This is a genomic window from Arthrobacter sp. UKPF54-2 (genome assembly GCF_007858535.1).
In the GTDB taxonomy this organism is placed as follows: Bacteria; Actinomycetota; Actinomycetes; order Actinomycetales; family Micrococcaceae; genus Arthrobacter.
Window position 1 is genome coordinate 764,107 of record NZ_CP040174.1, and the last position, 20,458, is coordinate 784,564.

General features: G+C 68.4%; 19 protein-coding genes, 1 tRNA gene and 1 other RNA gene. 11 read left to right on the plus strand and 10 right to left on the minus strand.

Going from position 1 to position 20,458, the window contains the following annotated elements; translation table 11 throughout:
- Nucleotides 1–16 precede the first annotated feature (16 nt).
- Nucleotides 17–730 (plus strand): DsbA family oxidoreductase, encoded by a 714-nt coding sequence (locus tag E7Y32_RS03325; protein ID WP_146335871.1) that lies wholly within the window; start codon nucleotides 17–19, stop codon nucleotides 728–730.
- An 88-nt stretch (nucleotides 731–818) separates the two neighbouring features.
- Here E7Y32_RS03325 and E7Y32_RS03330 read toward each other — a convergent pair whose 3' ends face one another.
- On the minus strand, nucleotides 819–1,076 hold the full coding sequence (locus E7Y32_RS03330) for a hypothetical protein (RefSeq protein WP_146335872.1): 258 nt from the start codon (nucleotides 1,074–1,076) through the stop codon (nucleotides 819–821).
- 178 nt (nucleotides 1,077–1,254) lie between these two features.
- Between E7Y32_RS03330 and E7Y32_RS03335 the strand changes: the two genes are divergently transcribed.
- A complete protein-coding gene (locus E7Y32_RS03335; protein WP_146335873.1) occupies nucleotides 1,255–1,893 on the plus strand; it encodes a TetR/AcrR family transcriptional regulator in 639 nt (212 codons plus the stop codon).
- A gap of 44 nt (nucleotides 1,894–1,937) precedes the next feature.
- On the opposite strand, the gene E7Y32_RS03340 is transcribed toward E7Y32_RS03335, so the two are convergent.
- The gene (locus tag E7Y32_RS03340) at nucleotides 1,938–2,618 is read right to left on the minus strand and encodes a LytR C-terminal domain-containing protein (RefSeq protein ID WP_146335874.1); all 681 of its coding nucleotides are present in this window, start codon (nucleotides 2,616–2,618) and stop codon (nucleotides 1,938–1,940) included.
- A complete protein-coding gene (locus E7Y32_RS03345) occupies nucleotides 2,611–2,910 on the minus strand; it encodes a type II toxin-antitoxin system VapB family antitoxin (protein ID WP_175322235.1) in 300 nt (99 codons plus the stop codon). The genes E7Y32_RS03340 and E7Y32_RS03345 overlap by 8 nt, the downstream gene beginning before the upstream one ends.
- A gap of 140 nt (nucleotides 2,911–3,050) precedes the next feature.
- Between E7Y32_RS03345 and E7Y32_RS03350 the strand changes: the two genes are divergently transcribed.
- Together E7Y32_RS03350 and E7Y32_RS03355 are read left to right on the plus strand one after the other, a co-directional pair.
- Nucleotides 3,051–3,962, plus strand: a complete 912-nt coding sequence (locus E7Y32_RS03350; RefSeq protein WP_146335875.1) for a hypothetical protein — start codon at nucleotides 3,051–3,053, stop codon at nucleotides 3,960–3,962.
- A gap of 72 nt (nucleotides 3,963–4,034) precedes the next feature.
- Entirely contained in the window at nucleotides 4,035–5,675 is a 1,641-nt protein-coding gene (locus E7Y32_RS03355; RefSeq protein WP_146335876.1) for a stealth family protein, read from the plus strand.
- Nucleotides 5,676–5,736: 61 nt separating this feature from the next.
- Here the strand turns inward: E7Y32_RS03355 and E7Y32_RS03360 are convergent, their stop codons facing one another.
- The 4 genes from E7Y32_RS03360 to E7Y32_RS16325 all read right to left on the minus strand — a co-directional run bounded on the left by E7Y32_RS03360 (nucleotide 5,737) and on the right by E7Y32_RS16325 (nucleotide 10,010).
- A complete protein-coding gene (locus E7Y32_RS03360; protein WP_146335877.1) occupies nucleotides 5,737–6,681 on the minus strand; it encodes a phosphodiesterase in 945 nt (314 codons plus the stop codon).
- Between the two features lie 207 nt (nucleotides 6,682–6,888).
- Nucleotides 6,889–8,100, minus strand: a complete 1,212-nt coding sequence (fdhA, locus tag E7Y32_RS03365; RefSeq protein ID WP_146335878.1) for a formaldehyde dehydrogenase, glutathione-independent — start codon at nucleotides 8,098–8,100, stop codon at nucleotides 6,889–6,891.
- 253 nt (nucleotides 8,101–8,353) lie between these two features.
- Nucleotides 8,354–8,839 carry a glutathione peroxidase gene (locus E7Y32_RS03370; protein WP_146335879.1) on the minus strand — a complete coding sequence of 162 codons (486 nt, stop codon included), beginning with the start codon at nucleotides 8,837–8,839 and terminating at the stop codon, nucleotides 8,354–8,356.
- A gap of 103 nt (nucleotides 8,840–8,942) precedes the next feature.
- Entirely contained in the window at nucleotides 8,943–10,010 is a 1,068-nt protein-coding gene (locus tag E7Y32_RS16325) for a M23 family metallopeptidase (protein WP_261382524.1), read from the minus strand.
- Between the two features lie 511 nt (nucleotides 10,011–10,521).
- Here E7Y32_RS16325 and E7Y32_RS03385 point away from each other — a divergent pair.
- Together E7Y32_RS03385 and E7Y32_RS03390 are read left to right on the plus strand one after the other, a co-directional pair.
- On the plus strand, nucleotides 10,522–11,433 hold the full coding sequence (locus E7Y32_RS03385) for an oxygenase MpaB family protein (protein WP_146335880.1): 912 nt from the start codon (nucleotides 10,522–10,524) through the stop codon (nucleotides 11,431–11,433).
- A 207-nt stretch (nucleotides 11,434–11,640) separates the two neighbouring features.
- On the plus strand, nucleotides 11,641–12,771 hold the full coding sequence (locus E7Y32_RS03390; RefSeq protein WP_261382595.1) for an IS1249 family transposase: 1,131 nt from the start codon (nucleotides 11,641–11,643) through the stop codon (nucleotides 12,769–12,771).
- 195 nt (nucleotides 12,772–12,966) lie between these two features.
- Here E7Y32_RS03390 and E7Y32_RS03395 read toward each other — a convergent pair.
- A tRNA-Ser gene (locus E7Y32_RS03395) sits at nucleotides 12,967–13,051 on the minus strand.
- A gap of 386 nt (nucleotides 13,052–13,437) precedes the next feature.
- On the opposite strand from E7Y32_RS03395, the gene ffs reads away from it, so the two are divergent.
- The 5 genes from ffs to E7Y32_RS03420 all read left to right on the plus strand — a co-directional run bounded on the left by ffs (nucleotide 13,438) and on the right by E7Y32_RS03420 (nucleotide 19,784).
- Nucleotides 13,438–13,534, plus strand: an RNA gene (ffs, locus tag E7Y32_RS03400) — signal recognition particle sRNA small type.
- Between the two features lie 27 nt (nucleotides 13,535–13,561).
- Entirely contained in the window at nucleotides 13,562–16,558 is a 2,997-nt protein-coding gene (locus tag E7Y32_RS03405; protein WP_146335882.1) for a DNA polymerase III subunit gamma and tau, read from the plus strand.
- A gap of 48 nt (nucleotides 16,559–16,606) precedes the next feature.
- Complete coding sequence (gene recR / locus E7Y32_RS03410) at nucleotides 16,607–17,206, plus strand: recombination mediator RecR (RefSeq protein ID WP_146335883.1); 600 nt, start codon at nucleotides 16,607–16,609, stop codon at nucleotides 17,204–17,206.
- A gap of 7 nt (nucleotides 17,207–17,213) precedes the next feature.
- Entirely contained in the window at nucleotides 17,214–17,783 is a 570-nt protein-coding gene (locus E7Y32_RS03415) for a GNAT family N-acetyltransferase (RefSeq protein WP_146335884.1), read from the plus strand.
- Between the two features lie 654 nt (nucleotides 17,784–18,437).
- Nucleotides 18,438–19,784, plus strand: coding sequence for an aspartate kinase (locus E7Y32_RS03420; protein WP_146335885.1), 1,347 nt, complete (start codon nucleotides 18,438–18,440; stop codon nucleotides 19,782–19,784).
- Between the two features lie 89 nt (nucleotides 19,785–19,873).
- Here E7Y32_RS03420 and E7Y32_RS03425 read toward each other — a convergent pair whose 3' ends face one another.
- Entirely contained in the window at nucleotides 19,874–20,080 is a 207-nt protein-coding gene (locus E7Y32_RS03425; RefSeq protein ID WP_395940447.1) for a hypothetical protein, read from the minus strand.
- A gap of 132 nt (nucleotides 20,081–20,212) precedes the next feature.
- Nucleotides 20,213–20,437 carry a hypothetical protein gene (locus E7Y32_RS03430; protein ID WP_146335887.1) on the minus strand — a complete coding sequence of 75 codons (225 nt, stop codon included), beginning with the start codon at nucleotides 20,435–20,437 and terminating at the stop codon, nucleotides 20,213–20,215.
- Nucleotides 20,438–20,458: the final 21 nt, after the last annotated feature.

Consider the following 20,458-nt stretch of genomic DNA (forward strand, 5'->3'; position numbering starts at 1 on the left):
CTCGGTTATCGCCAGCATGAAGATTGAGATCTGGTCCGACGTGGCCTGCCCCTGGTGCTACATCGGCAAGCGCCGCTTTGAAACTGCCCTCGCGGCCTTCCCGCACCGCGACGAGGTCGATGTGCAGTGGCGCAGCTTCCAGCTGGATCCCTCCCTGCCCGAGCATTACGACGGCACCGAACTGGACTACCTGTGCACGCGTAAGGGCATGGCCCCGGAGCAGGTCGCCGGCATGTTTGAGCACGTGGCCTCCCTGGCCGGCGCCGAGGGCCTCAACTACCGCTTCGACGCCGTCGTAGTGGCCAACAGCTTCACCGCGCACCGCCTGATCCACCTCGCCGCGGCACACGGGAAGCAGGACGCCGCGAAGGAACGGCTCCTCAGCGACCACTTCGAGCACGGCCGCGACATCGGCAGCCGCGAGTACCTGACCTCGCTCGGCCTCGACCTCGGGATCGGCGCCGGCGAACTGGACGAGCTGTTCAGCACCGACAAATACGCCGACGACGTCCAGCACGACTTCGCGGAGGCCCGCGCCCTCGGCATCAGCGGGGTGCCGTTCTTTGTGATCGACCGGAAATTCGGGCTCTCGGGCGCCCAGGCTCCGGAAACCTTCAGCGCGGCCCTGGATCAGGCCTGGCAGGAAAGCCACCCGCTGGTGATGGCCGACGCCGGTGCTGCCGCCGGGGCGGACGCCGGTGCATGCGGCCCGGACGGCTGCCCTGTCTGAGGCTGGTCCCCCGGCAGCCTCCCGAACCAGCGCGAACGCACCCCTGCGGCCCCAAAAAGCCGCGGGGCCCCAAGTGTCCGTTCGCGCGTCAGGCGGGCTGCGCCAGGGCTGCCGGGACGTTGGCCCCGAGGCCCGGCGTGGCCGCGGACCGGACAATGTCCAGTGCCTCGACGTCGAGCAGCTTCCGGGCACCCGTCCGGGCATCCAGGATCCAGAACAGTTCCATCAGCGGGATGGTCTGCGTGACCCGTCCGCGGTGGAACAGCTTGCCGTTGTGCCACGCCTCGATCTGATCCCCCACGGCCAGTTCCCCGCACGTCCGGATCGTCGTGCCATTCGCGTCCATTGCCAGTTCCTCCCCCTCGGCGCCCCGCCGTCGGGGAGCCCTTGCCACCAGCATGCCCGGGCGATGTTTCGCCGCGGTTTCCGGGGTGTGAGGTTCTCGCGTCGCCGACGGCGCCCCGCCCGGCAGTGCCCGCCGGAACTTGGCCGCTTTTACTGACAGATGGGGCTAAAGTGTCCGTATGCCCAGGATTTCGGCCGCGAGCAACGCCGCCCAACGTGCCGAGACGCAGCGCCGCATCCTGACAGCTTTCGGCGAACTGCTCTTCACGCACGGGCTGCCGGGCCTGACCATGACCGACGTCGCCCGGCACGCCCGGATCGGCCGCACGGCCGTCTACAACTACTACGCGGACATTGAAGAGCTGCTCATCGCCTACGCCCTGGACGAGACCGAGCGCTTCCTGGTCGAGCTGCGCGATTCGCTCGCGTCGCTGGAGAACCCGGTGGAGCGCCTGGCCCTTTACGTGCGCGCCCAGGTGGCCGACCTGAGCCGGCGGCACCTGCCGCCGGGGCCGGCCATGGGCGCGGTCCTGTCCCCCGCTTCCTTCGCCAAGCTGGCGGACCACGTGGGCGAACTCAGCCTTCTGCTCCAGGACATCCTGCGCGACGGCATGGCGCAGGGGTACCTCCCCGAGGCGGACATCACCCAGCTCGCCCAGCTCATCCACGGCACTCTCTCCTCCAGCGCCGCCCGGGGCGACGGGGCCGGCGCGGAGCCGGAGGCGGAAGCCCGGATCGCACGGACGGTGCGGTTCATCCAGCTGGGCGCCGGCGCCAGGTTCGACGACGACGGCCGCCCCCTCCGCAGCGCCGCGTAGCCGCACTCGATGCCGGAGCTCCCAGCCGCAAACGCGGCGGCGGCTCAGGGGTTGGGGCTGGGCGGTACGAGGGTAGGAACGACCGGCCATTTGGGATCGTCCACGACGCGGCGGGTTTCCCGCGGGCAGCTGAGCTTGCCGGGCGTCTGGTCCACGAGTTCCGGTTTGGCCAGGTCCTTGAAGTCGCCGGTGAGGATGACGTCCACGCTCGGGTCGCTGCGGCCGTCCTGGACGTAGTCCGAGCCGGGAAGGTTGCGCTGGACACTGAATGCCGCGGACTGGCCGGCGGCGCCGGATACCACCAGCGCCACCCCGCGGTAGCCGCTCTGCGTGTTGCCCACGGAACCCACCACAAACTTGCGCGCCAGGAACTCGTCGGCAACCGTCCGGGCCAGGCCCGGACGACTGGTGGAGTTGTAGACGTTCAGGTTGATCTTGTCGTGCGGTGTGTAGTCGAACGACGCATCCGGGCACAGCGACGCGGCCGCCTGGCTGCGCTCCGTCGTCGGGATTTTAATTTGGCCGTTCATGATGGCGAGGGCCACCACAATGGCGGCAGTAACCAGCCCGACCAGGAGCACCAGGACCACCCCGTGCAGAATCCGCCGGCGCATCCGCACCGGGTTTTCCAGCTCGTCCTGCTCCACGAACGTGGCCCGCAATTCGGAGCCGGTGATGACGTGGTGCCCGTGCAGGACGGTGGGGTCCTTTGGCGTCCTAGCCATTTATCACCAGGACGCGGGCGTGGATCGCGGTGCGCTGGTGCAGTGCAGTGCGGACTGCACGGTGCAGCCCGTCCTCGAGGTAGAGCACGCCGCGGAACTCGACCACGTGCGGGAACAGGTCGCCGAAGAAGGTCGAGTCCTCGGCCAGCAGGGCCTCAAGGTCCAGGGTGCGTTTGGTGGTCACGAGTTCGTCCAGCCGGACCGGGCGCGGCGGCAGCGCCGCCCAATCCTTGGGCGTGTTGAAACCATGGTCGGGGTACGGGCGTCCCTCGCCCACAGCTTTAAAGATCACCATGCAAGCCTAAGGAAGATCCCTGGCCAGGGGAATCACTGAGGCCACGGCGCCGGAGGTTGTGGCCAAACAGTGACCATTTGTCACTGAAATGCCGTAACGGCGGGGCGAACCGGCGCCCCGGCTGAGAGAATGGGGGCATGACTTCACCCGAGACCTCCGCCCTGCCGCCCTCGGCCCCGCCGCTGGCGCTGCTGCTCGACGTCGACGGTCCGGTGGCGAGCCCGCTGACCCGCACCGTCCGTCCCGGCATCATCGCGGACCTCCTCGCCCTGGCGTCCGCCGGGATTCCGGTCATCTTCAACACCGGCCGTTCGGACGCCTTCATCCGCGAACAGGTGATGGGGCCGATGATCGCCGCAGGCATGCCGGCAGGGCTCCTCATCCACGCCGTCTGCGAGAAAGGCGCGGTGTGGTTCAGCTTCACCGCGGCCGGACCTGGCCCGGTCCACGTGGACCAGGACCTCGCCATCCCTACGGCGTTCGGGGACGACGTGCGCCGGCTCGTCGCGGAGGACTACGCCACCCACATGTTCTACGACGAGACCAAGCTGGCGATGGTCTCCGTGGAGCAGCACGTCGCCGTCGCCAACTCCGATTACCGCGAGGAACAGGCTCTGTTCGACGCCGATGCCATGGAACTCATGCGCCGCCACGGCCTGGGGGTGGTGCGCCTGGACCACCATGCCCCGGACAGCGACGACCAGGTCGACTACCGCGTGGATCCGACGATCATCTCCACCGATATCGAATCCGTCCGGCTCGGCAAGGACCTGGGCGCCAGCCGAGCCGTCGAGCTGCTGGCGGCCCAGGGCATCACCCCGCAGGCCTGGCGGACGGTGGGCGACTCGCGCACGGACTACGCCATGGCGGACTGGCTGCACCACAATGACCACCCGGTGAAGCACGTGGACGTTCGTCCCGCCGACGGCATTCCGGTCAAGCCCTACGCGGTCCTGACCGCCGCCGACTTGGGCCTGGGCGCCGACGTCATCCACGACGACGCCGGCGCGGCGTTCCTGACCCACTGGCGCGCCGCCCTGGCCGGCTGATTTTGGCTGATTTTGGCTGATTTTCCCTGCTGGGAAGCCGGTTTGGCGGGCGTTTTTGCGCCCCGCGATATCATGCAGTTACAGATCCACACACCTTCCACAGCTCGGAGAGACGACATTACGGACGCATTGATCCAGGACGAGATTTACTACGGCAGCCAGGCCGGCGAGGAGGACCACGCCCACGCGGAGGTCACTTCGGCCGCCGCCGTTGCCAGGTTCCGCACCCGCCCCGACGTGGTACGCCGGCACGGCCGGTATGCGCTGATCAATGACAACCGCACGCCGTACCAGGCCATGGTGGAGGACCTGCTTTTCCTGCGCTCGGTGCTGGCCGGCGCCAACCTGGACTACCTGCTGGTCCGCGGCAATAACGACCGTCCGGTCATTGCGGTGGACTGGAAGAACCGCCGGGAGCTGCGGGCCGCCCTGGTCGAGGCCTGCCGGGACGAGCCGTTCTACTCCATGACCGTGGACGCAAAGAAGAAGTCCTCGGTGCTGGTGGCCGACGGAGAGCTGTCACCGAACCGCCAGGGCCGCATCTTCCGGCTGTACCGGCCCCGGGTGGAACCGGAGGGCGGCCTCGAGTTCGGCGCCTCGGCCGGGGTCCAGCTGGAGCTCTGGAGCTTCGAGGGCGACCAACTGATCCTGCCGATCGAAAACTCGCTGACCCGGCGGACCCTGCTGGCCCAGGACGCGGTCCGCGGCACCGTTGAACGCTACGGCCACACCTGGCCCACCATCGAGAACATGTTCGCCGACCATGCCAGCGACATCAACTTCGATATCGATCTGGTGTTTTCGTGGGTCGACGGCAGCTCCCCCGAGTACATCGCCGCCCGCCGGGCCCGGATGGCCGGCGTCGTCGTGGGCGAGGGGGATGACCACGAGGCCCGCTTCCGCCAGATCAACGAGCTGAAATACGCGCTGCGCTCGGTCTACATGTTCGCGCCGTGGATCCGGCGGATTTTCATTGCCACTGACTCCCCGGCCCCGGCCTGGCTCGCGGACCACCCGAGCGTGACGATCGTGCGCAGCGAGGAGTTCTTCGCCGACCCGTCGGTGCTGCCAACGCACAATTCCCAGGCGGTCGAGTGCCAACTCCACCACATCGAGGGCCTCTCCGAGCATTTCCTGTACTCCAATGACGACATGTTCTTCGGCCGAGCCGTGCGGCCGGACATGTTCTTCACCCCGGGCGGGATCACCAAGTTCATCGAGGCGGAGACGCGCATCGGCCTGGGCGACAACGCCGCGGAGCGCAGCGGGTTCGAAAACGCGGCGCGGGTGAACCGGAAGCTGCTCTGGGACCGCTTCGGCCGGATCACCACCCGCCACCTCGAACACACCGCCGCTCCGCTTCGACGCAGCGTGGTTGCCCAGATGGAGCAGGAGTTCCCGGACGAGTTCGCCAAGACGGCGGCCAGCAGGTTCCGCGGTGCGGACAACATCTCGGTGACGAATTCGTTCTACCACTACTACGCGCTGCTGACCGGCCGGGCCGTGACCCAGACGGCGGCGAAGGTGAGGTACGTGGACACCACGGCCCGGGCTGGCCTGAACTACCTGCCCAAGCTGCTCTCCAAGCGGAACATGGACTTCTTCTGCCTCAACGACGGAAGCTTTCCGGAGGTACCGGCCGAGGAACGCGCCGAACTCGTAACGGATTTCCTGGAGAAGTACTTCCCGATCAAGGCGCCCTGGGAAAAGTAGCGCGGGCTCCCTTGGCGCTGCCTCCCGCAGCGGGAACGGTAGCGGCGGGATAGGCGGGCGGCTAGTTGAGCGTGGTCATCCGGCGGTCATGGGATGCCTTCGCCGGATCCTCGGGCCGAGCCTGGGCCGGAATCCGGATGCCTGCGGCGGCAATGCGCCGTTGCGTTTCCTCCGCCGTAACGAACTCGCCCACCGCGGGCAGGGTGTCGCCCACTTGCACCACAGAGTGCACAATCGTGTGCTCGTAAACGTGGACCAGATTGAAGGACTGCCCGCTGTCCCGGCCCCGGCTTCCGCCCACGGGGACATTCAGGTCCTGGGTGTAGCAGGTGGCCGACGCAACCGAGACGGGGATGCCGGCGAACGTGGCTGACGTCGAGTAGTGCAGGTGCCCGCCCAGGATGGTGCGCACGTCGGAGTTGCGGAGCACGCCGGCGAGCGCGGATTGGCCGCGGAGTTCGACCAGCACCGCCAGGTCCAGCACGGAAGGCACCGGCGGGTGGTGCAGGGCCAGGATGGTGCCGTCCGGCGCCGGGGTGGCGAGTTCCGCGGCGAGCCACTCCAACTGCTGCGGGGTGAGTTCGCCATGGTGGAAGCCCGGCACCGAGGTGTCCAGGGTGATGATCCGAAGGCCGTCGATGAAGTAACTGTGGTCCACGGGGGCGTCGTCGGCCGGCTGGTCCAGGAGCCCGGTGCGGAAGTTGGCCCGGTCGTCGTGGTTGCCCATCGCCCAGATGACCTTGGCCCCCATTGCCCTGCAGGCCGGGTCCACGATGGTGCGGAGCTTCGCATACGCCTCCGCCTCGCCGCGGTCGGCCAGATCGCCGGTGAAAATCACGGCTTCAGGGCGCGCACCGGAGGCACGCACCTGGTCGAAGAGTTGTCTGAGCCGGGAGTCGCTGTCCACCACACCGTGCAGAGGATCCGGGCCTCCCAGCAAATGCGGATCGCTCAAGTGGAGTAGGAAATGCCGTGGCCGGGGGTGCTCGGCCTCGATGAGCTCCATTGCAACCTTCCTGGTTGGGTGGAGGCAGTTGTCTCCAGCGTCCCTCTCAGTAATATCTATCCAACCAGACATTCGGCCAGCAGTGTGCAAACTCAAGTAGGCATGTTTGAAAAAAGGCAATAACCGAGTATTCCGGCGGACACATACCTGCTCAGGTATATGTAGGTTGGTGTCCGCCGGAAAGTGGATTACTCGGCCCGGTGGCGGCTAGCTCAGGTAGCCGTTCGGGTTGAGGACATACTTAGTGGCGGCGCCGGCGTCGAACTCGGCATAGCCCTTCGGAGCGTCCTCGAGGGAGATCGCCTTGGCGTTGACGTTCTTGGCGATGTGGACCCTGTCGTGCAGGATCGCCATCATCAACCCGCGGTTGTACTTCATCACCGGGCACTGCCCCGTGGTAAAGCTCAGCGACTTCGCCCATCCGGTGCCCAGGCTGAGGGAAAGGGCTCCCTTCTTGGCCGCTTCGTCCACACCGCCCGGGTCCCCGGTGACGTAGAGCCCGGGAATGCCGAGTGCGCCGCCCGCCGCGGTGAGCTCCATCAGGGAGTTCAGCACCGTGGCCGGCGCTTCCTTGGCGTCGTGACCGTGGCCCTTGGCCTCGAAGCCGACGGCGTCCACACCGCAATCGACCTCGGGCACACCGAGGATCTGCTCGATCTGGTCCGCCGGGCCGCCCTTGGACAGGTCGACCGTCTCGCACCCGAAGCTGCGCGCCTGCTTCAGCCGGTCCTCGTTCATGTCACCGACTATCACGACGGCGGCGCCCAGCAGCTGCGCGCTCGTGGCGGCCGCCAGCCCAACCGGCCCGGCCCCGGCCACATAGACCGTGGAACCAACACCGACGCCGGCAGTGACGGCGCCATGGAAGCCGGTGGGGAAGATATCCGAGAGCATGGTCAGGTCCATGATCTTCTCCAGGGCCTGGTCCCGGTCCGGGAACTTCAGCAGGTTCCAGTCCGCGTACGGGACAAGGACGTAGTTGGCCTGGCCGCCGACCCAGCCGCCCATGTCCACGTAGCCGTAGGCGCTACCCGGGCGGTCGGGGTTGACGTTCAGGCAAATGCCGGTCTTGCGCTCCTTGCAGTTCCGGCAGCGTCCGCAGGCGATGTTGAAGGGCACGGAACAGATGTCCCCCACCTTGATGAATTCGACGTCCGGGCCCACTTCCACGACTTCGCCGGTGATTTCGTGGCCGAGCACCAGGTCGGCGGGGGCGGTGGTGCGGCCGCGGACCATGTGCTGGTCCGAGCCGCAGATGTTCGTGGCAACGGTTTTGAGGATTACGCCATGGCGCACCGAACGGCCCACGTTGGCGGGGTTGACCCCCGGGCCGTCTTTGAGTTCGAAGGTGGGGTAGTCGATGTCGATCAGTTCGACTTTTCCTGGCCCCTTGTAGGCAACGGCTTTGTTTCCTGTCATCACTTTCCTCCTGGTTTCACGGACCCCAATGCTGAGTGCCCAGTTGTGATTCACGAAGCTGGCTGATGCGCCCTCCACGGGCCTGCGCCGGCTGCGCTGCCGACGGGCGGACGCGCTTGCGCCGCGGGTGAGGCCGGAATGTTGGAGGGTTTCGCCAGTCTAGGCCGCAAGCATGCTTACAAATAGGGTCCGTTGTCCCCTTGCGCTTCCGGCGGTCGTACCGGCGGCGTCGGAGGGGGGCGACGGCGGATGCTCAGGCGAGCGCCTGCCGGACCGCTTCGATGACCTCCGGCGAGTCGGGCTCGACGGTGGGGGCGAAGCGGGCGACGATCTCACCGTCGCGGTTTACCAGGAACTTTTCGAAGTTCCACTTCACCAGTCCCGGCAGCAGGCCGTTCTTAAACTTTGTCAGCCGGGCGTAGAGCGGGTGCTGGTGCCGGCCCCGGACATCCGCCTTGGTGGTGAGCGGGAACGTCACCCCGAAGTTGCGCTGGCAGAACTCGGCGATCTCGGCGTCCGCGCCCGGCTCCTGCCCGGCGAACTGGTTGCAGGGGACGCCCAGGACCGTGAAGCCTTCCTCGCGGAACTTGTTGTGCAGGGCCTCCAGGCCGGCGTACTGCGGCGTAAAGCCGCACTGGGAGGCCACGTTCACCACCAGCACCACCTGGCCCCTGAACCGGTCAAAGTCCGTTTCGGTGCCGTCGTTGAGTATCAGCGGGATGGAGTGCAGGGCTGTCATGGGAAGTTTCCTCGCGGGCTCGGGTACAGGGGCAGTTCACCCTGTGGTTCGGCGCCGGGGCGCACCCGTATGGGTCCGGGTGCCGGCGCGGTCTTCGGCCCGGCTACGGCGTGGGCGAGGCGGTGGGTGCCAGCGATTCTGTCGGTTTCGTCGCGGCGGTCTCCTGCGGGGTCGCCGTCACGGTGGGCGCCGGCGCCGTCGCGGGCGCGGTGGCGGTGGCTGGCTGCGTCGACGCGGCCGCGGGGGCCGACGTCGGGGCGGTCACCGTCGGAGTGGGGGTGGGCGTGGCGGTCACGGCGGCGGTCACGCCCGCAGCCGTGGGGGTCGGCGTGACGGTCGGGGTGGGTGTCGCAGTAGGCGTAGGCGTGGGCGTGGCGGTCGGCGTCGCAGTTTCTGTCGGCGTCGGCGTCGCGCCCGCGGGCGTTGGGGCCGGGGTAGGCGTGGCGGTCGGGGTAGGCGTGGCGGTCGGGGTGGGCGTGGCGGTCGGGGTGGGCGTGGCGGTCACCTCCGGCGAGGGCGTCTGGGTGGCGGTCGGCGGGGCCTTGACGGCGGGAACCGGTGACTCCTGCACCCCGCCGGACACAGCGCGGGGGAGGTTTTCGGTGACGGGCACCGCCCAATCCGTGCCGGTGCTGTCCGCGCCGCCGGCGTTCGGGCTGTAGCTGACCATCTGGATGTCGTCGAGCCGGTCCACCTGCCGGGTGGGAAGGTAGTGCCAGTCCAGCGGGTTGGTGTGCGAGCCGTTCACGATCGTTTCGAAGTGGAGGTGGCACCCCGTGGACGAGCCCGTGCTGCCCACCTTGGCTATGACCTCGTCCACGCCCACCGATTCGCCCTTCTTCACAGCGATGCCTTCGAGGTGGTTGTACGTGGTGATCAGGCCGTTCCCGTGGTCGATTTCCACCCGGTTGCCGCCGCCCCAGGGATGCCATCCGACCGCCCGCACCACCCCGGCGTCGGCCGAATACACCCGGGTTCCGCACGGGGCGGCAAAGTCCTGGCCCCAGTGGAATTCCCCCGCGGTTCCGGTCAACGGGCTGGTCCGCAGGCCGAAGGGGGACGATTCCAGCAGCACTTCGAGCGGAGCCATCAGGAAACCTTTTGGCGGACGGGCCAGGCCGGCCGAGGCGACGCGGAGCTCGACCTTGCCTTCCTTAGACGCAGTCTGCACAGTGGTCCGTGCGAAGGAAAGGAGAGCCCGGCCGTCCGCGGTGAGCGCATCATTTACGGCCGGCGCAGGCTCCCGCACATCGGCTGCGTTGTCCCCGGGCTCCAGGAGTCCGGGCCCCACGGAACCCGTGGCCGGGGCCTGCTCCGGCGCCACCCGCGCGGAGGTTCCGGCGGGCGCGGGGGCCCCAAAGACCAGCACAGCCAGGGCTAGTCCCGTTGCCGCCGCGAGGGCGCGTTGGACTACCTTTGCAGTTTTGGACAGCTCACTCGTTGAGTTTCCCCAGTGTTTTCCCACGACGTGACTCCTGCATCCTGTCCGCCAGACCCCAATCTCGACGGACTCACCCTCCTATGGGACCACAATCGACCGGGTCTGTGAACCTCCGAAATCCTCGGTTTCGGGCGTCTCCGCGGCATCTCCCGGTCACCGTCCGGCGACTTGGGTGGCGTCCCAGTAGCGCCCCGCGGGCAGGCGCGTAGGACACCCGCCCTGGCCGGGTAAGAATAGGAGTATGCGCAATGTCCTCAGACAGTGGCAGGCCGAGCTCAAGCAGACGTTCACCGGGACCAGGGACGCGGTCCCGGAATGGGTGCCGCGGCTGGCGGAAGGCGACGACGCCGGCTATCACCTTCCCGGGTCCGCCGTCTGGGCCGTGCACGGGGACATGCCGACGATTGTCGCCGGCATCCGGGCACTGCTGATGCAGGCGCTGCACCCCGGCGCGCTGGCCGGCGTCCACGACCATTCCCGGTTCAGGGAAGATCCCTTGGGCCGGCTCGCCGGGACCATCCGGTGGATCTTCACCGTCACCTACGGGTCCACCGACGCGGCCCGTGCCGCCTCCGGCTGGGTGCTGCGTGTGCACGAGTCGGTGCGCGGGGACTACCTCGACGGCCACGGGGTGCGCCGGCCCTATGCGGCGAACGACCCGGAACTGCTCCGCTGGGTGCACATCGCCTTCACCGATGCGTTCCTGTCCGCACACAAGCTCTGGGGCCGGCCGATCCCGGGCGGCCCGGACGCCTACGTGCGCGAGTGGGCGCAGGCGGGACGACTGATGGGGGTTGAGTCGCCGCCGCTGAGCGAGGCCGAGATGCGCCGGCAGCTCGAGCGCTGGTACAACGACGGCGAACTGAGTTCCGGCGACAAGGTCGCCGAGACCGTGGCCTTCATCCGCGATCCCCCGCTCCACCCGGCGCTCAGGCCCGGATACCGGGTGCTGTTCGCGGCGGCGGTGGCCAGCCTCGAGCCCAAGTACCGGGACATGCTCGGGCTGCGCACCGCACGGCTCGGGCCAGTCCCGCTTCCGGTGAAGCTGGCGACGAAGGTCACGCTCGGCGTCGTCCATCTTGCCCTGGGCCGGATGGGCCCAAGCGAACAGGCCGCACGCCAACGGCTGCGCCGCCTCGGGTACGCGGCCTAGCCGGACCTGGCCGGCGCCGAGTGCCGGTTCCGGTGCCGCGGGCGGGGTTTCCGCTGCGGTTTCAGACGCACGCTCCGCGGATCCGGGGTTATAGGACAAAATGTGTGTCTGCGTGAGGCCTGCTTCCTAGTGCCGGGGCGGTAATGCGGGGTTTGCTATGCCCTGAGACTCGTAGTTGTGGCTGGTGCTGGGAATTCCTCGCGTTGTGTGCTCTGTGGTTCTGGACTCAAGCGGAACGGTAAGACCTCCGCCGGGCGGACCCGGTGGAGATGTACGGGGTGCGGTGCGAGCAGCACCAGGACCCGGCCCGATGTGGAACGCCGGGCCCAACTGGGCGCCTTTCTCGGCTGGCTCATGGGCAAGAGCTCCCAGGTCGAGTGTGTCCGGGAAGGCGCCGACCGGTCCTTCCGCCGCCGGACGGGCTGGTGCTGGAATATCGCCCCACAGATTCCCGTCACCGGCGAGGTCCACGACCAGATCCAGGTCGACGGGATTTACGTCGGCTCGTGGTGCTGCCTGATCGCGGTCGCCGGCGATTACGTCCTCGGGTGGCAATGGTGCGACACCGAGAAAAAGGCTGCGTGGGCGGCCCTGCTGGCAAGGTTCCCCGCGCCCACGGTCGTGATCACCGACGGCGGCGCCGGGATTGCCGCCGCCCTGTCTGAATGCTGGTCCGAGACCGCGGTCCAGCGCTGCCAGGTGCACGTCCAACGCAACGTCCGCACCTACCTGACCGGCCGGCCCAGAACCGAGGCCGGCAAAGCGCTCCTGCGCCTTGGCCGTGCCCTGACCAGAATCACCACGGCGACCGAAGCCGCGGCCTGGCTCGGAGGCCTGAACGACTGGTATCAGGACCACGGGCACCTCGTCCGGGCCAGGACCTACCGCAACGGCACCGCCCTCGTGCCGGGATGGGTGCGGGCAAACCAAAGCTGGTGGTTCACCCACGACCGGCTGCGCAAGGCCTACCGGCTCCTCGAACGCCTCAGCCGGGCCGGGACTCTCTTCACGTACCTGCGTGCCGAACACGCCGGGCTCAACATTGCACCCACAACCAACCGAATCGAAGGCGGCACGAACGCCCAGCTCCGTCTAATCCTCCGGGCCCACCGCGGGATGAGCGAAGAGCACCAAAAGCGCGCCATCGAGTGGTACCTCTACCTCCACAGCGAAAACCCGCTACCGCCGGCCGAGCTGATCGCGGCGCACCACTACGAGCTCCCGCGGCCGAAGCGAACGGTGATCACGGACGGTACTCCGGGCCCGGAACGTTATAGCGCCGGTCTCAGCGCCGAAGAAGGCCTCTGGGCCAGAAAAGGCTGGGCAGGACGCACCTAACACGCCCGAAAAAGACACACATTTTGTCCTATAACCCCGTTATAGCGCCGGTCTCAGCGCCGAAGAAGGCCTCTGGGCCAGAAAAGGCTGGGCAGGACGCACCTAACACGCCCGAAAAAGACACACATTTTGTCCTATAACCCCGCTTTCGGGTTTAAGCAAAAAGGCCCCGGTCCAGAGGACCGGGGCCAAGCGCGGAGAATGGGGGATTTGAACCCCCGAGGGCGTTAACCCAACACGCGTTCCAGGCGTGCGCCATAGGCCGCTAGGCGAATTCTCCAGTAGCTTCTGAATCAAAAGCAGATACTAGACTACCTGACATTCCCGGCTTAGCCCAATTCGGCCCTCCGGCCCGCCACCACCGGACATGCCCAGCGCTCACTCCGGGCTTTGGACATAGCCTGTATATGACCAGTCCAAGGCTCAAAGAATGGGCATGCCCATCCCTTCCTGGCACGGCCACACTCCGCATCAGGATGGACATGCCCGGCGTTCACGGCGCCCGTTGGACATATTCCCAATATGCCCACGCTCCAGCCCGAAGGATGGGCATGTCCGTCCCTTGCCCCGCTGGCCGCACTCCCCGAAGGATGGGCATGTCCGTCCGGCCCACCCAAGGCCATCGAGCCGGATTCGGGGCAGGCCCGATCGTCGGGTAAAGTAGTCGTCGGCCCCTCATGTGGCGTCATCCTGTTGAACTCCCCCAGGACCGGAAGGTAGCAAGGGTAAATGGGCTCTGGCGGGTGCATGGGGGGTCTTTTATGTCTGTGCCGATTGGTAGGGTTTAGCTGTGACTGTTACTACCGCTCTTTACCGCAGGTACCGCCCCGATTCGTTCGCGGACGTTATCGGGCAGGAACACGTCACCGACCCGCTGATGACGGCGTTGCGGAAGAACCGCGTCAACCACGCCTACCTCTTCTCCGGCCCCCGGGGCTGCGGCAAAACCACCTCCGCCCGCATCCTGGCGCGCTGCCTGAACTGCGCCGACGGCCCCACGGACACCCCCTGCGGCGTCTGCCCCAGCTGCGTTGAGCTCGCCCGCGGCGGCGCGGGCTCGCTCGACGTGATCGAGATCGACGCCGCCAGCCACGGCGGCGTGGACGACGCCCGCGACCTGCGTGAACGCGCCACCTACGCCCCGGTCCGCGACCGCTACAAAATCTTCATCATTGACGAAGCCCACATGGTCACTTCGGCCGGCTTCAACGCGTTGCTGAAGATCGTTGAAGAACCGCCGGAACACATCAAGTTCATTTTCGCCACCACGGAGCCGGACAAGGTGATCGGCACCATCCGGTCCCGCACCCACCACTACCCGTTCCGGCTGGTCCCGCCGGAGCCGCTGATGGCGTATCTGGAACTGCTCTGCACGCAGGAGAACGTACCCGTCGCCCCGGGCGTGCTCTCACTCGTCATCCGTGCCGGCGGCGGCTCCGTGCGTGACTCGCTCTCCGTACTGGACCAGCTGATGGCCGGCGCAGGCCCCAACGGGCTGGACTACGAACTCGCCGTAGCCCTGCTGGGCTACACGCACGCCTCCCTGCTGGACGACGTCGTAGAGGCCGTCGCCGCCTCCGACGCCGCCACCGTCTTCCGCGCCGTGGACCGTGTGATCCAGACCGGCCACGATCCGCGCCGCTTCGTCGAGGACCTGCTCGAGCGGTTCCGCGACCTGATCATCGTGCAGGCCATGCCGGAGAGCGCCCAGTCGATCCTCCGCGGCATGCCGGCGGACCAGATCGCCCGGATGCAGAACCAGGCCCACAACCTCGGTGCGTCCGAACTCTCCCGCGCGGCCGACGTCACCAATACTGCGCTCACCGAGATGACCGGCGCCACGTCGCCGCGCCTGCATCTTGAGCTGCTCTGCGCCCGGATCCTGCTGCCCAGCTCTGAGCAGACCGAACGCGGCATCGCCGCCCGGATCGACCGGGTGGAGCGGCGCCTCAACTACGCGGGGAACGACGTCGGTGCCCCCGCCGCGGGTCAGGGCCAGTCCGCACCGGCAGCGTCCGCGCCAGCACCGTCCGCTCCGGCTGCGGCTCCCGCGCCGGTCGCCGGACCCGCAGCCCCGCCCGCCCAGGCTCCCACACCGGCTGCAGCCGCCCAGGACGCACACCAGCAACGCCCGCTCACGGCGCCGCGGGTCAGCACCAACGACTGGCCGGTGGAGGACCCCGCCGCGGCGAACGGCGCCTCCCGACCTGCGCCGGCCGCCGCGCCGCAGCCTTCCCCGCCGGCTCAGCCTGCCCCGGCCCAGCCTGCCCCGGCAAGCCACCCCGAGCGGGCGCCGAGCGCTTCCGCGCCGGCGGACGCGGCCCGGACCGCGCCGGCAACGGCACCCGCCCCGGCCGCCGCACCTGCCGGGGCCGGCCCCGACGTCGAGGTCCTCCGCCGCGCCTGGCCCGAGATCCTGCAGACCCTGACGAAGATCAAACGCAGCACGTGGGCACTCGTCGAACCCAACGCCCAGGTCGGACACTTCGAGGGCCAGGAACTGACACTGTCCTTCACCACTTCCGGGCTCGCCGGCGCCTTTGGCCGCGCGGACCACGCCGAGAACCTGCGCCAGGCGATCCACAAAACGATCGGCATCGACTGCCAGATCACGGCCGTGGCCGGCGGAACCAACAGCGCAGCGAGCTCTGAGCCAAACCCAAAAGCGCCCGCTAGCCGGGAGCACGCCCCGGCCACGGAGGCGGATGTTGCGTGGGGCCTGGCCCCCGCCATTCCCGCTGCGCCCGCAGCCCCACCGGCGGCCGTAAGCGACGCGGGCCCCGCGGCCGCCTCCGCCGCGGCAACGGCCGGCCCCGTTCCGGAGCCGGCCCGGCAGCCCGCACCCCAGCCCGCCGCCGTGGCAGCCCCGCCGGCGGCCGAAAAAGACGCGAGCCCAGCGCCCGCCGCGGCGTCCGGAAGCACGGATGCTGACGCCAGCGGTTCGTACTCCTACCCCGACGACGACTGGGGGCCGCCGCGGGACGAAGACGCGCCTCCCCTGGACGAGGAACCGCCGATGGACTGGGACCCCCAAGCCGCGGCGTCCGTCCGGCCCACAGCGTCCGCACCTTCCCTGGCCGCGGCCTGGGCCTCCGACTCCGCGCAGACCGCGACGCGCGCCCGCTCCGGCGGCAGCGCGGCAGGCAGGGTACCCGCCACAGCACCGGCCACAGCCCACACCGCGGCCCCGCCCGCCCCGGATACCTCCGCCGACCCGTGGGCACGCGCCGTCGAGCAGTCCCCCGGGGTCTGGAGCGTCGGCACGGAACTGAACGTGGGGCGGCACCCCGTCCCGGAGGCACAGCAGGCCACACAGCTGGCCGCGCCGCAGCCTGCGCCGCGCAGTCCGGAGCCGCCGCATTACGAGCCTGCGGCCGCGCAGATTCCGAAGCCTGTCGGCGCCTTCCCGGGCGGATCTGGTCACGCCGGCGCCCCGGAGCGCATGCCCGCGCCGCAGCCCGCCCCGGCCGCCGGCGCGTCCATGGTCATCACGGCCGCCGCGTCCCCGGTGGCGGCCACGGCTCCGGTCGGTGCGCCGGCTGCTTCCGGGCGGCAGAGTCTTTACCAGCGGCTCTCCAACAGCCCCGAGGCGGAGGCCGGGCGCGCCAAGGCACCCGCGCGCGCCGCCGTTGCCGCCACGAGCTACGAACAGGACGTCCCCAGCGCGGACGACGAGACGATCGAGGAATCGGGCGTCTTCGGCCGCGCCGCCGTCGAGCGTATTCTGGGCGGGAAGCTGCTTGAGGAACGTTCACTGGACGGAAGCCCGCTGGCGCCACGCCTCTAGCCTTCCGGCGGCCCGCGGCCCGCCACCCCCTAAACGAACGAGGACATTGTGTACGAAGGTGCAGTTCAAGAGCTGATCGACGAGCTCGGCCGCCTCCCCGGCGTCGGACCCAAGTCGGCCCAGCGGCTCGCCTTCCACATCCTCGAAGCGGACCCGCAGGACATGAAGCGCCTGGTTGAGGCCATCACCACCGTCAAGGAACGGGTGAAGTTCTGCACCGTTTGCGGCAACGTTACCGAGCAGGAACTGTGCAACATCTGCCGGGACCCGCGCCGCGACCCGTCGGTGATCTGCGTTGTGGAGGAGTCCAAGGACGTCCTGGCCGTGGAGCGTACGCGGTCGTTCCGTGGCCGGTACCACGTGCTAGGCGGCGCCATTAACCCGATTGCCGGGATCGGCCCCGAACAGCTGCGGATCCGGGAGCTGCTCACCCGGCTCAACGACGGCGCCATCCAGGAAATCATCATCGCCACTGACCCCAACCTTGAGGGTGAGGCGACCGCTACCTACCTCGCGCGGATGCTCAAGTCGATCGGCATCGCCGTCACCCGGCTCGCGTCCGGGCTGCCGGTCGGCGGAGACCTCGAATACGCCGACGAGGTCACCCTGGGCCGCGCCTTCGAGGGCCGCCGCAACGCCCTGAGCTGACCGGGCCGTGACAGCCGCACCCGCCCCCATCCGCACCGCACGCCTGACCCTGCGCCCCCTGTCCGCCGACGACGACGACGCCCTCCTGCGGTTCCGCGGCGATCCGGACGCGACACGCTACCTGTCCCACACGGCACTCAGCCCCGAGGAGAACACGACCCGGGTGCTGAAGGTACTGGCGGCGTCGGCCGCGTCCACCCCGGACTGGTTCAACTTCGGCTGGGTCATCGAACTCCAAGCCACCGGGGAGATCATCGGCGACGCCCGGACATGGAACTCGGACAGCCCTCCCGTCCCGGGAAAGATCCCGGCGGACACGGCGCGCCTCGGCTACATCCTGAACCCGGACCACCAAGGGCTTGGCCTCGGCCGGGAGGCCGCCGCTGCTCTGGTGGAGTGGTTGTTCACGGCCCGCGCAAGCCGGACAGTGTTCGCGGGCGTCTACGAACCCAACCTGCCCTCTAGCAAGCTGCTGGAACGCCTCGGCTTCAGGAAGGATCATTACTTCACCGCGGCCGAGGACACGGCCGGAAAGAGCCTCCCGTCCTGGCGCTACCGGCTGGACCGGCCCGAGTAACCCGGCCGGCATATCCGGGCCGCATGTCCGGACCGCGACCCGCATACCCCTCCGTGACCCCTTCACGCCCATTGCGTGGCGTCGCCTGCCGGACATGTCCATCCGGTCGACCCAAGAACGGACATAGTGGATTCTGTCCACTCCCGGGCACGCACACTGGGCATGTCCATCCATGGTCTAGCCGCCCCCCGGCCCAGGAGTGGACATGCGCAACGTCCCCGCCGGATATGTCCATCGCGTCGGCCCAGGAGTGGACATGCGCAACATCGCCGCCGGACATGTCCATCGCGTCGGCCCAGGAATGGACATAGTGGGATTATGTCCATTCCCCGGCGCGCAGACTGGGCATGTCCGTCCGTGGCCCGGCTGCCCAAGCCCGCAGTCAGCCAGCCCCAGCCCGCAGTCAGCCAGCTCTGCCCCGCAGCCGGCCCCACCCACCCCAGCCCGCAGTCAGCCATCCCGGACCGGGCCGGCCCGGAACCAGCCCCACCCAGACCCCGCCCCATCGGCCCCAGTCAGCACCCCCGTTCGGTCACAATTGAACGCCGGGCCGCCAGCGGCGATAAACTGGGCGGAGAAGTCGCCGTCGCGCCGTTTGGCCGCGCCGTTGAGCGGCTTTGCCCAGAACCCCGATGATCCAGTGAGGGTGCGCGCATGAGTTTGCCCACGACCGAAGTCCACCCCGGAGTGCTGCCCGCAATTCCCGCCGTCACCAAGCAGCTCGTCGTAAAGAAGTTCGGCGGCTCCTCCGTGGCCGACGCCGAGGGCATTAAGCGCGTCGCCCGGCGCGTCGTGGACGCCCACAACGCCGGCGACGAGGTCGTCGTCGTGGTGTCCGCCATGGGCGACACCACCGACGAACTTCTCGACCTTGCCGCCCAGGTGACCGACTCCGCCCCGGCCCGGGAAATGGACATGCTCCTTTCCGCCGGCGAGCGCATCTCCATGGCCCTGCTTGCGATGGCCATCAACAAGTACGGCGCCTCGGCCCAGTCGTTCACCGGTTCCCAGGCCGGCATGATCACCGACGGCATCCACGGCAAGGCCCGGATCATCGACGTCGACCCGCACCGGATCCGCACGGCCCTGGACAAGGGACACATCGCCATCGTCGCGGGCTTCCAAGGGATGAGCCGCACCACGAACGAGATCACCACGCTGGGCCGCGGCGGCTCGGACACCACCGCGGTGGCACTGGCCGCCGCCCTCGACGCCGATGTCTGCGAGATCTTCACCGACGTTGATGGGATCTACACGGCGGATCCACGGGTTGTGCCCTCCGCCCGGAAGATCGACCGGATCTCCAGCGAGGAAATGCTCGAGCTCGCGGCCTCGGGGGCCAAGATCCTGCACCTGCGCTGCGTGGAATACGCGCGCCGCTTTGGGGTGCCGCTGCACGTCCGCTCCTCATTCAGCCAGAACGAAGGCACCTGGGTCCTGCCCAGCGCCGATGACAAGATCACGATTCAAGAGGGAGTTGCCTTGGAGCAGCCAATCATCTCCGGCGTTGCACACGACCGTTCCGAAGCAAAGGTCACGGTGGTGGGCGTCCCGGACATCCCCGGCAAGGCCGCGGCGATCTTCCAGGTCATCGCCGATGCGCACTCCAACATCGACATGATCGTCCAGAACGTTTCCACGCACGGGACGGGCCGGACGGACATCTCCTTCACGCTGCCCATTGTTGAAGGTGCCGACGCCTTGGCCGCCCTCCGCGCGGCCCAGGCTGAGATCGGCTTCGAGAACATCGAATACAACGAGAAGATCGGCAAGCTGTCGCTGATCGGTGCCGGCATGCGCTCTCACCCCGGCGTTTCCGCACGATTCTTCGCAGCGCTTTCCGAGGCTGGGATCAACATCAACATGATCTCCACCTCGGAAATCCGTATCTCGGTGGTGACCCATGCCGACCTGCTCGATGACGCCGTGCGCGCCATCCACAAGGCCTTTGACCTGGACAGCGAAGACGAGGCCACGGTCTACGGCGGCACCGGCCGCTAGGACCGCCCCAAGGGCCCCGCGCCCAAGGGCCAACGCGCGAAGGGAGCGGCATCAGTGCCGCTCCCTTCGCCGTCCCGTTCACACCCGGGTCAGACCTGCTCCTTGGGGAGATCCTCCCGGCGGACCGCGTAGTGGTGCCCCTGCGAATCGGTCTCGACTTCGAAGCCGGCCAGATCAGTCTCCGAGGCCTGCTCGAAGTCATCGTGCCGGTGCACGACCGGCGCGGAATAATCGCCGCGCGAAGCAGGGCCAAAAAGGAACCGCGCCCAGTTCGACGGGTGCAGGCGCCGACGCAATGCAGCCGCTCTCAATGCACGTGCCATATTCCCACCCCCTTTCCTGTTGACAGGCCAAGCGAAGGTGGCGCGGGCGGCGCCAGTGCCCCCATTTTACGCCCGACGGCGGCCAAAAGGGCAGGGCAGCGGCGCCTAGCGCAGGGACTTGTCGCCGGGGTTGCGGGGCACCACATAGGTGCTGCCGTCCGGCCGGTGCAGGGTTTCCCACTGCTGGGTCTCGGCCTCCCGTTGGGCCAGCAGCTGGCGGTTCTGCTCCGTCATCTCATGGCCGATCGACGTCCGGCTGGCGGGGCCGAAGACCGCCCTCAGCTTCCCGGTCGCACGCATAAACCGCTGGGCGGTGTTTTCCTTGGCCATGACCCACTCCTTCGAAACGGA

Coding starts and splice junctions, on each gene's coding strand:
- E7Y32_RS03325 (WP_146335871.1), top strand. CDS start 17: ATGAAGATTGAGATCTGGTCCGACGTGGCCTGCCCCTGGTGCTACATC.
- E7Y32_RS03420 (WP_146335885.1), top strand. CDS start 18,438: ATGAGTTTGCCCACGACCGAAGTCCACCCCGGAGTGCTGCCCGCAATT.
- E7Y32_RS03355 (WP_146335876.1), top strand. CDS start 4,035: ATGCAGTTACAGATCCACACACCTTCCACAGCTCGGAGAGACGACATT.
- E7Y32_RS03370 (WP_146335879.1), bottom strand. CDS start 8,839: ATGACAGCCCTGCACTCCATCCCGCTGATACTCAACGACGGCACCGAA.
- E7Y32_RS03350 (WP_146335875.1), top strand. CDS start 3,051: ATGACTTCACCCGAGACCTCCGCCCTGCCGCCCTCGGCCCCGCCGCTG.
- E7Y32_RS03330 (WP_146335872.1), bottom strand. CDS start 1,076: ATGGACGCGAATGGCACGACGATCCGGACGTGCGGGGAACTGGCCGTG.
- E7Y32_RS03385 (WP_146335880.1), top strand. CDS start 10,522: ATGCGCAATGTCCTCAGACAGTGGCAGGCCGAGCTCAAGCAGACGTTC.
- E7Y32_RS03340 (WP_146335874.1), bottom strand. CDS start 2,618: ATGGCTAGGACGCCAAAGGACCCCACCGTCCTGCACGGGCACCACGTC.
- E7Y32_RS03430 (WP_146335887.1), bottom strand. CDS start 20,437: ATGGCCAAGGAAAACACCGCCCAGCGGTTTATGCGTGCGACCGGGAAG.
- E7Y32_RS03335 (WP_146335873.1), top strand. CDS start 1,255: ATGCCCAGGATTTCGGCCGCGAGCAACGCCGCCCAACGTGCCGAGACG.
- E7Y32_RS03360 (WP_146335877.1), bottom strand. CDS start 6,681: ATGGAGCTCATCGAGGCCGAGCACCCCCGGCCACGGCATTTCCTACTC.
- fdhA (WP_146335878.1), bottom strand. CDS start 8,100: ATGACAGGAAACAAAGCCGTTGCCTACAAGGGGCCAGGAAAAGTCGAA.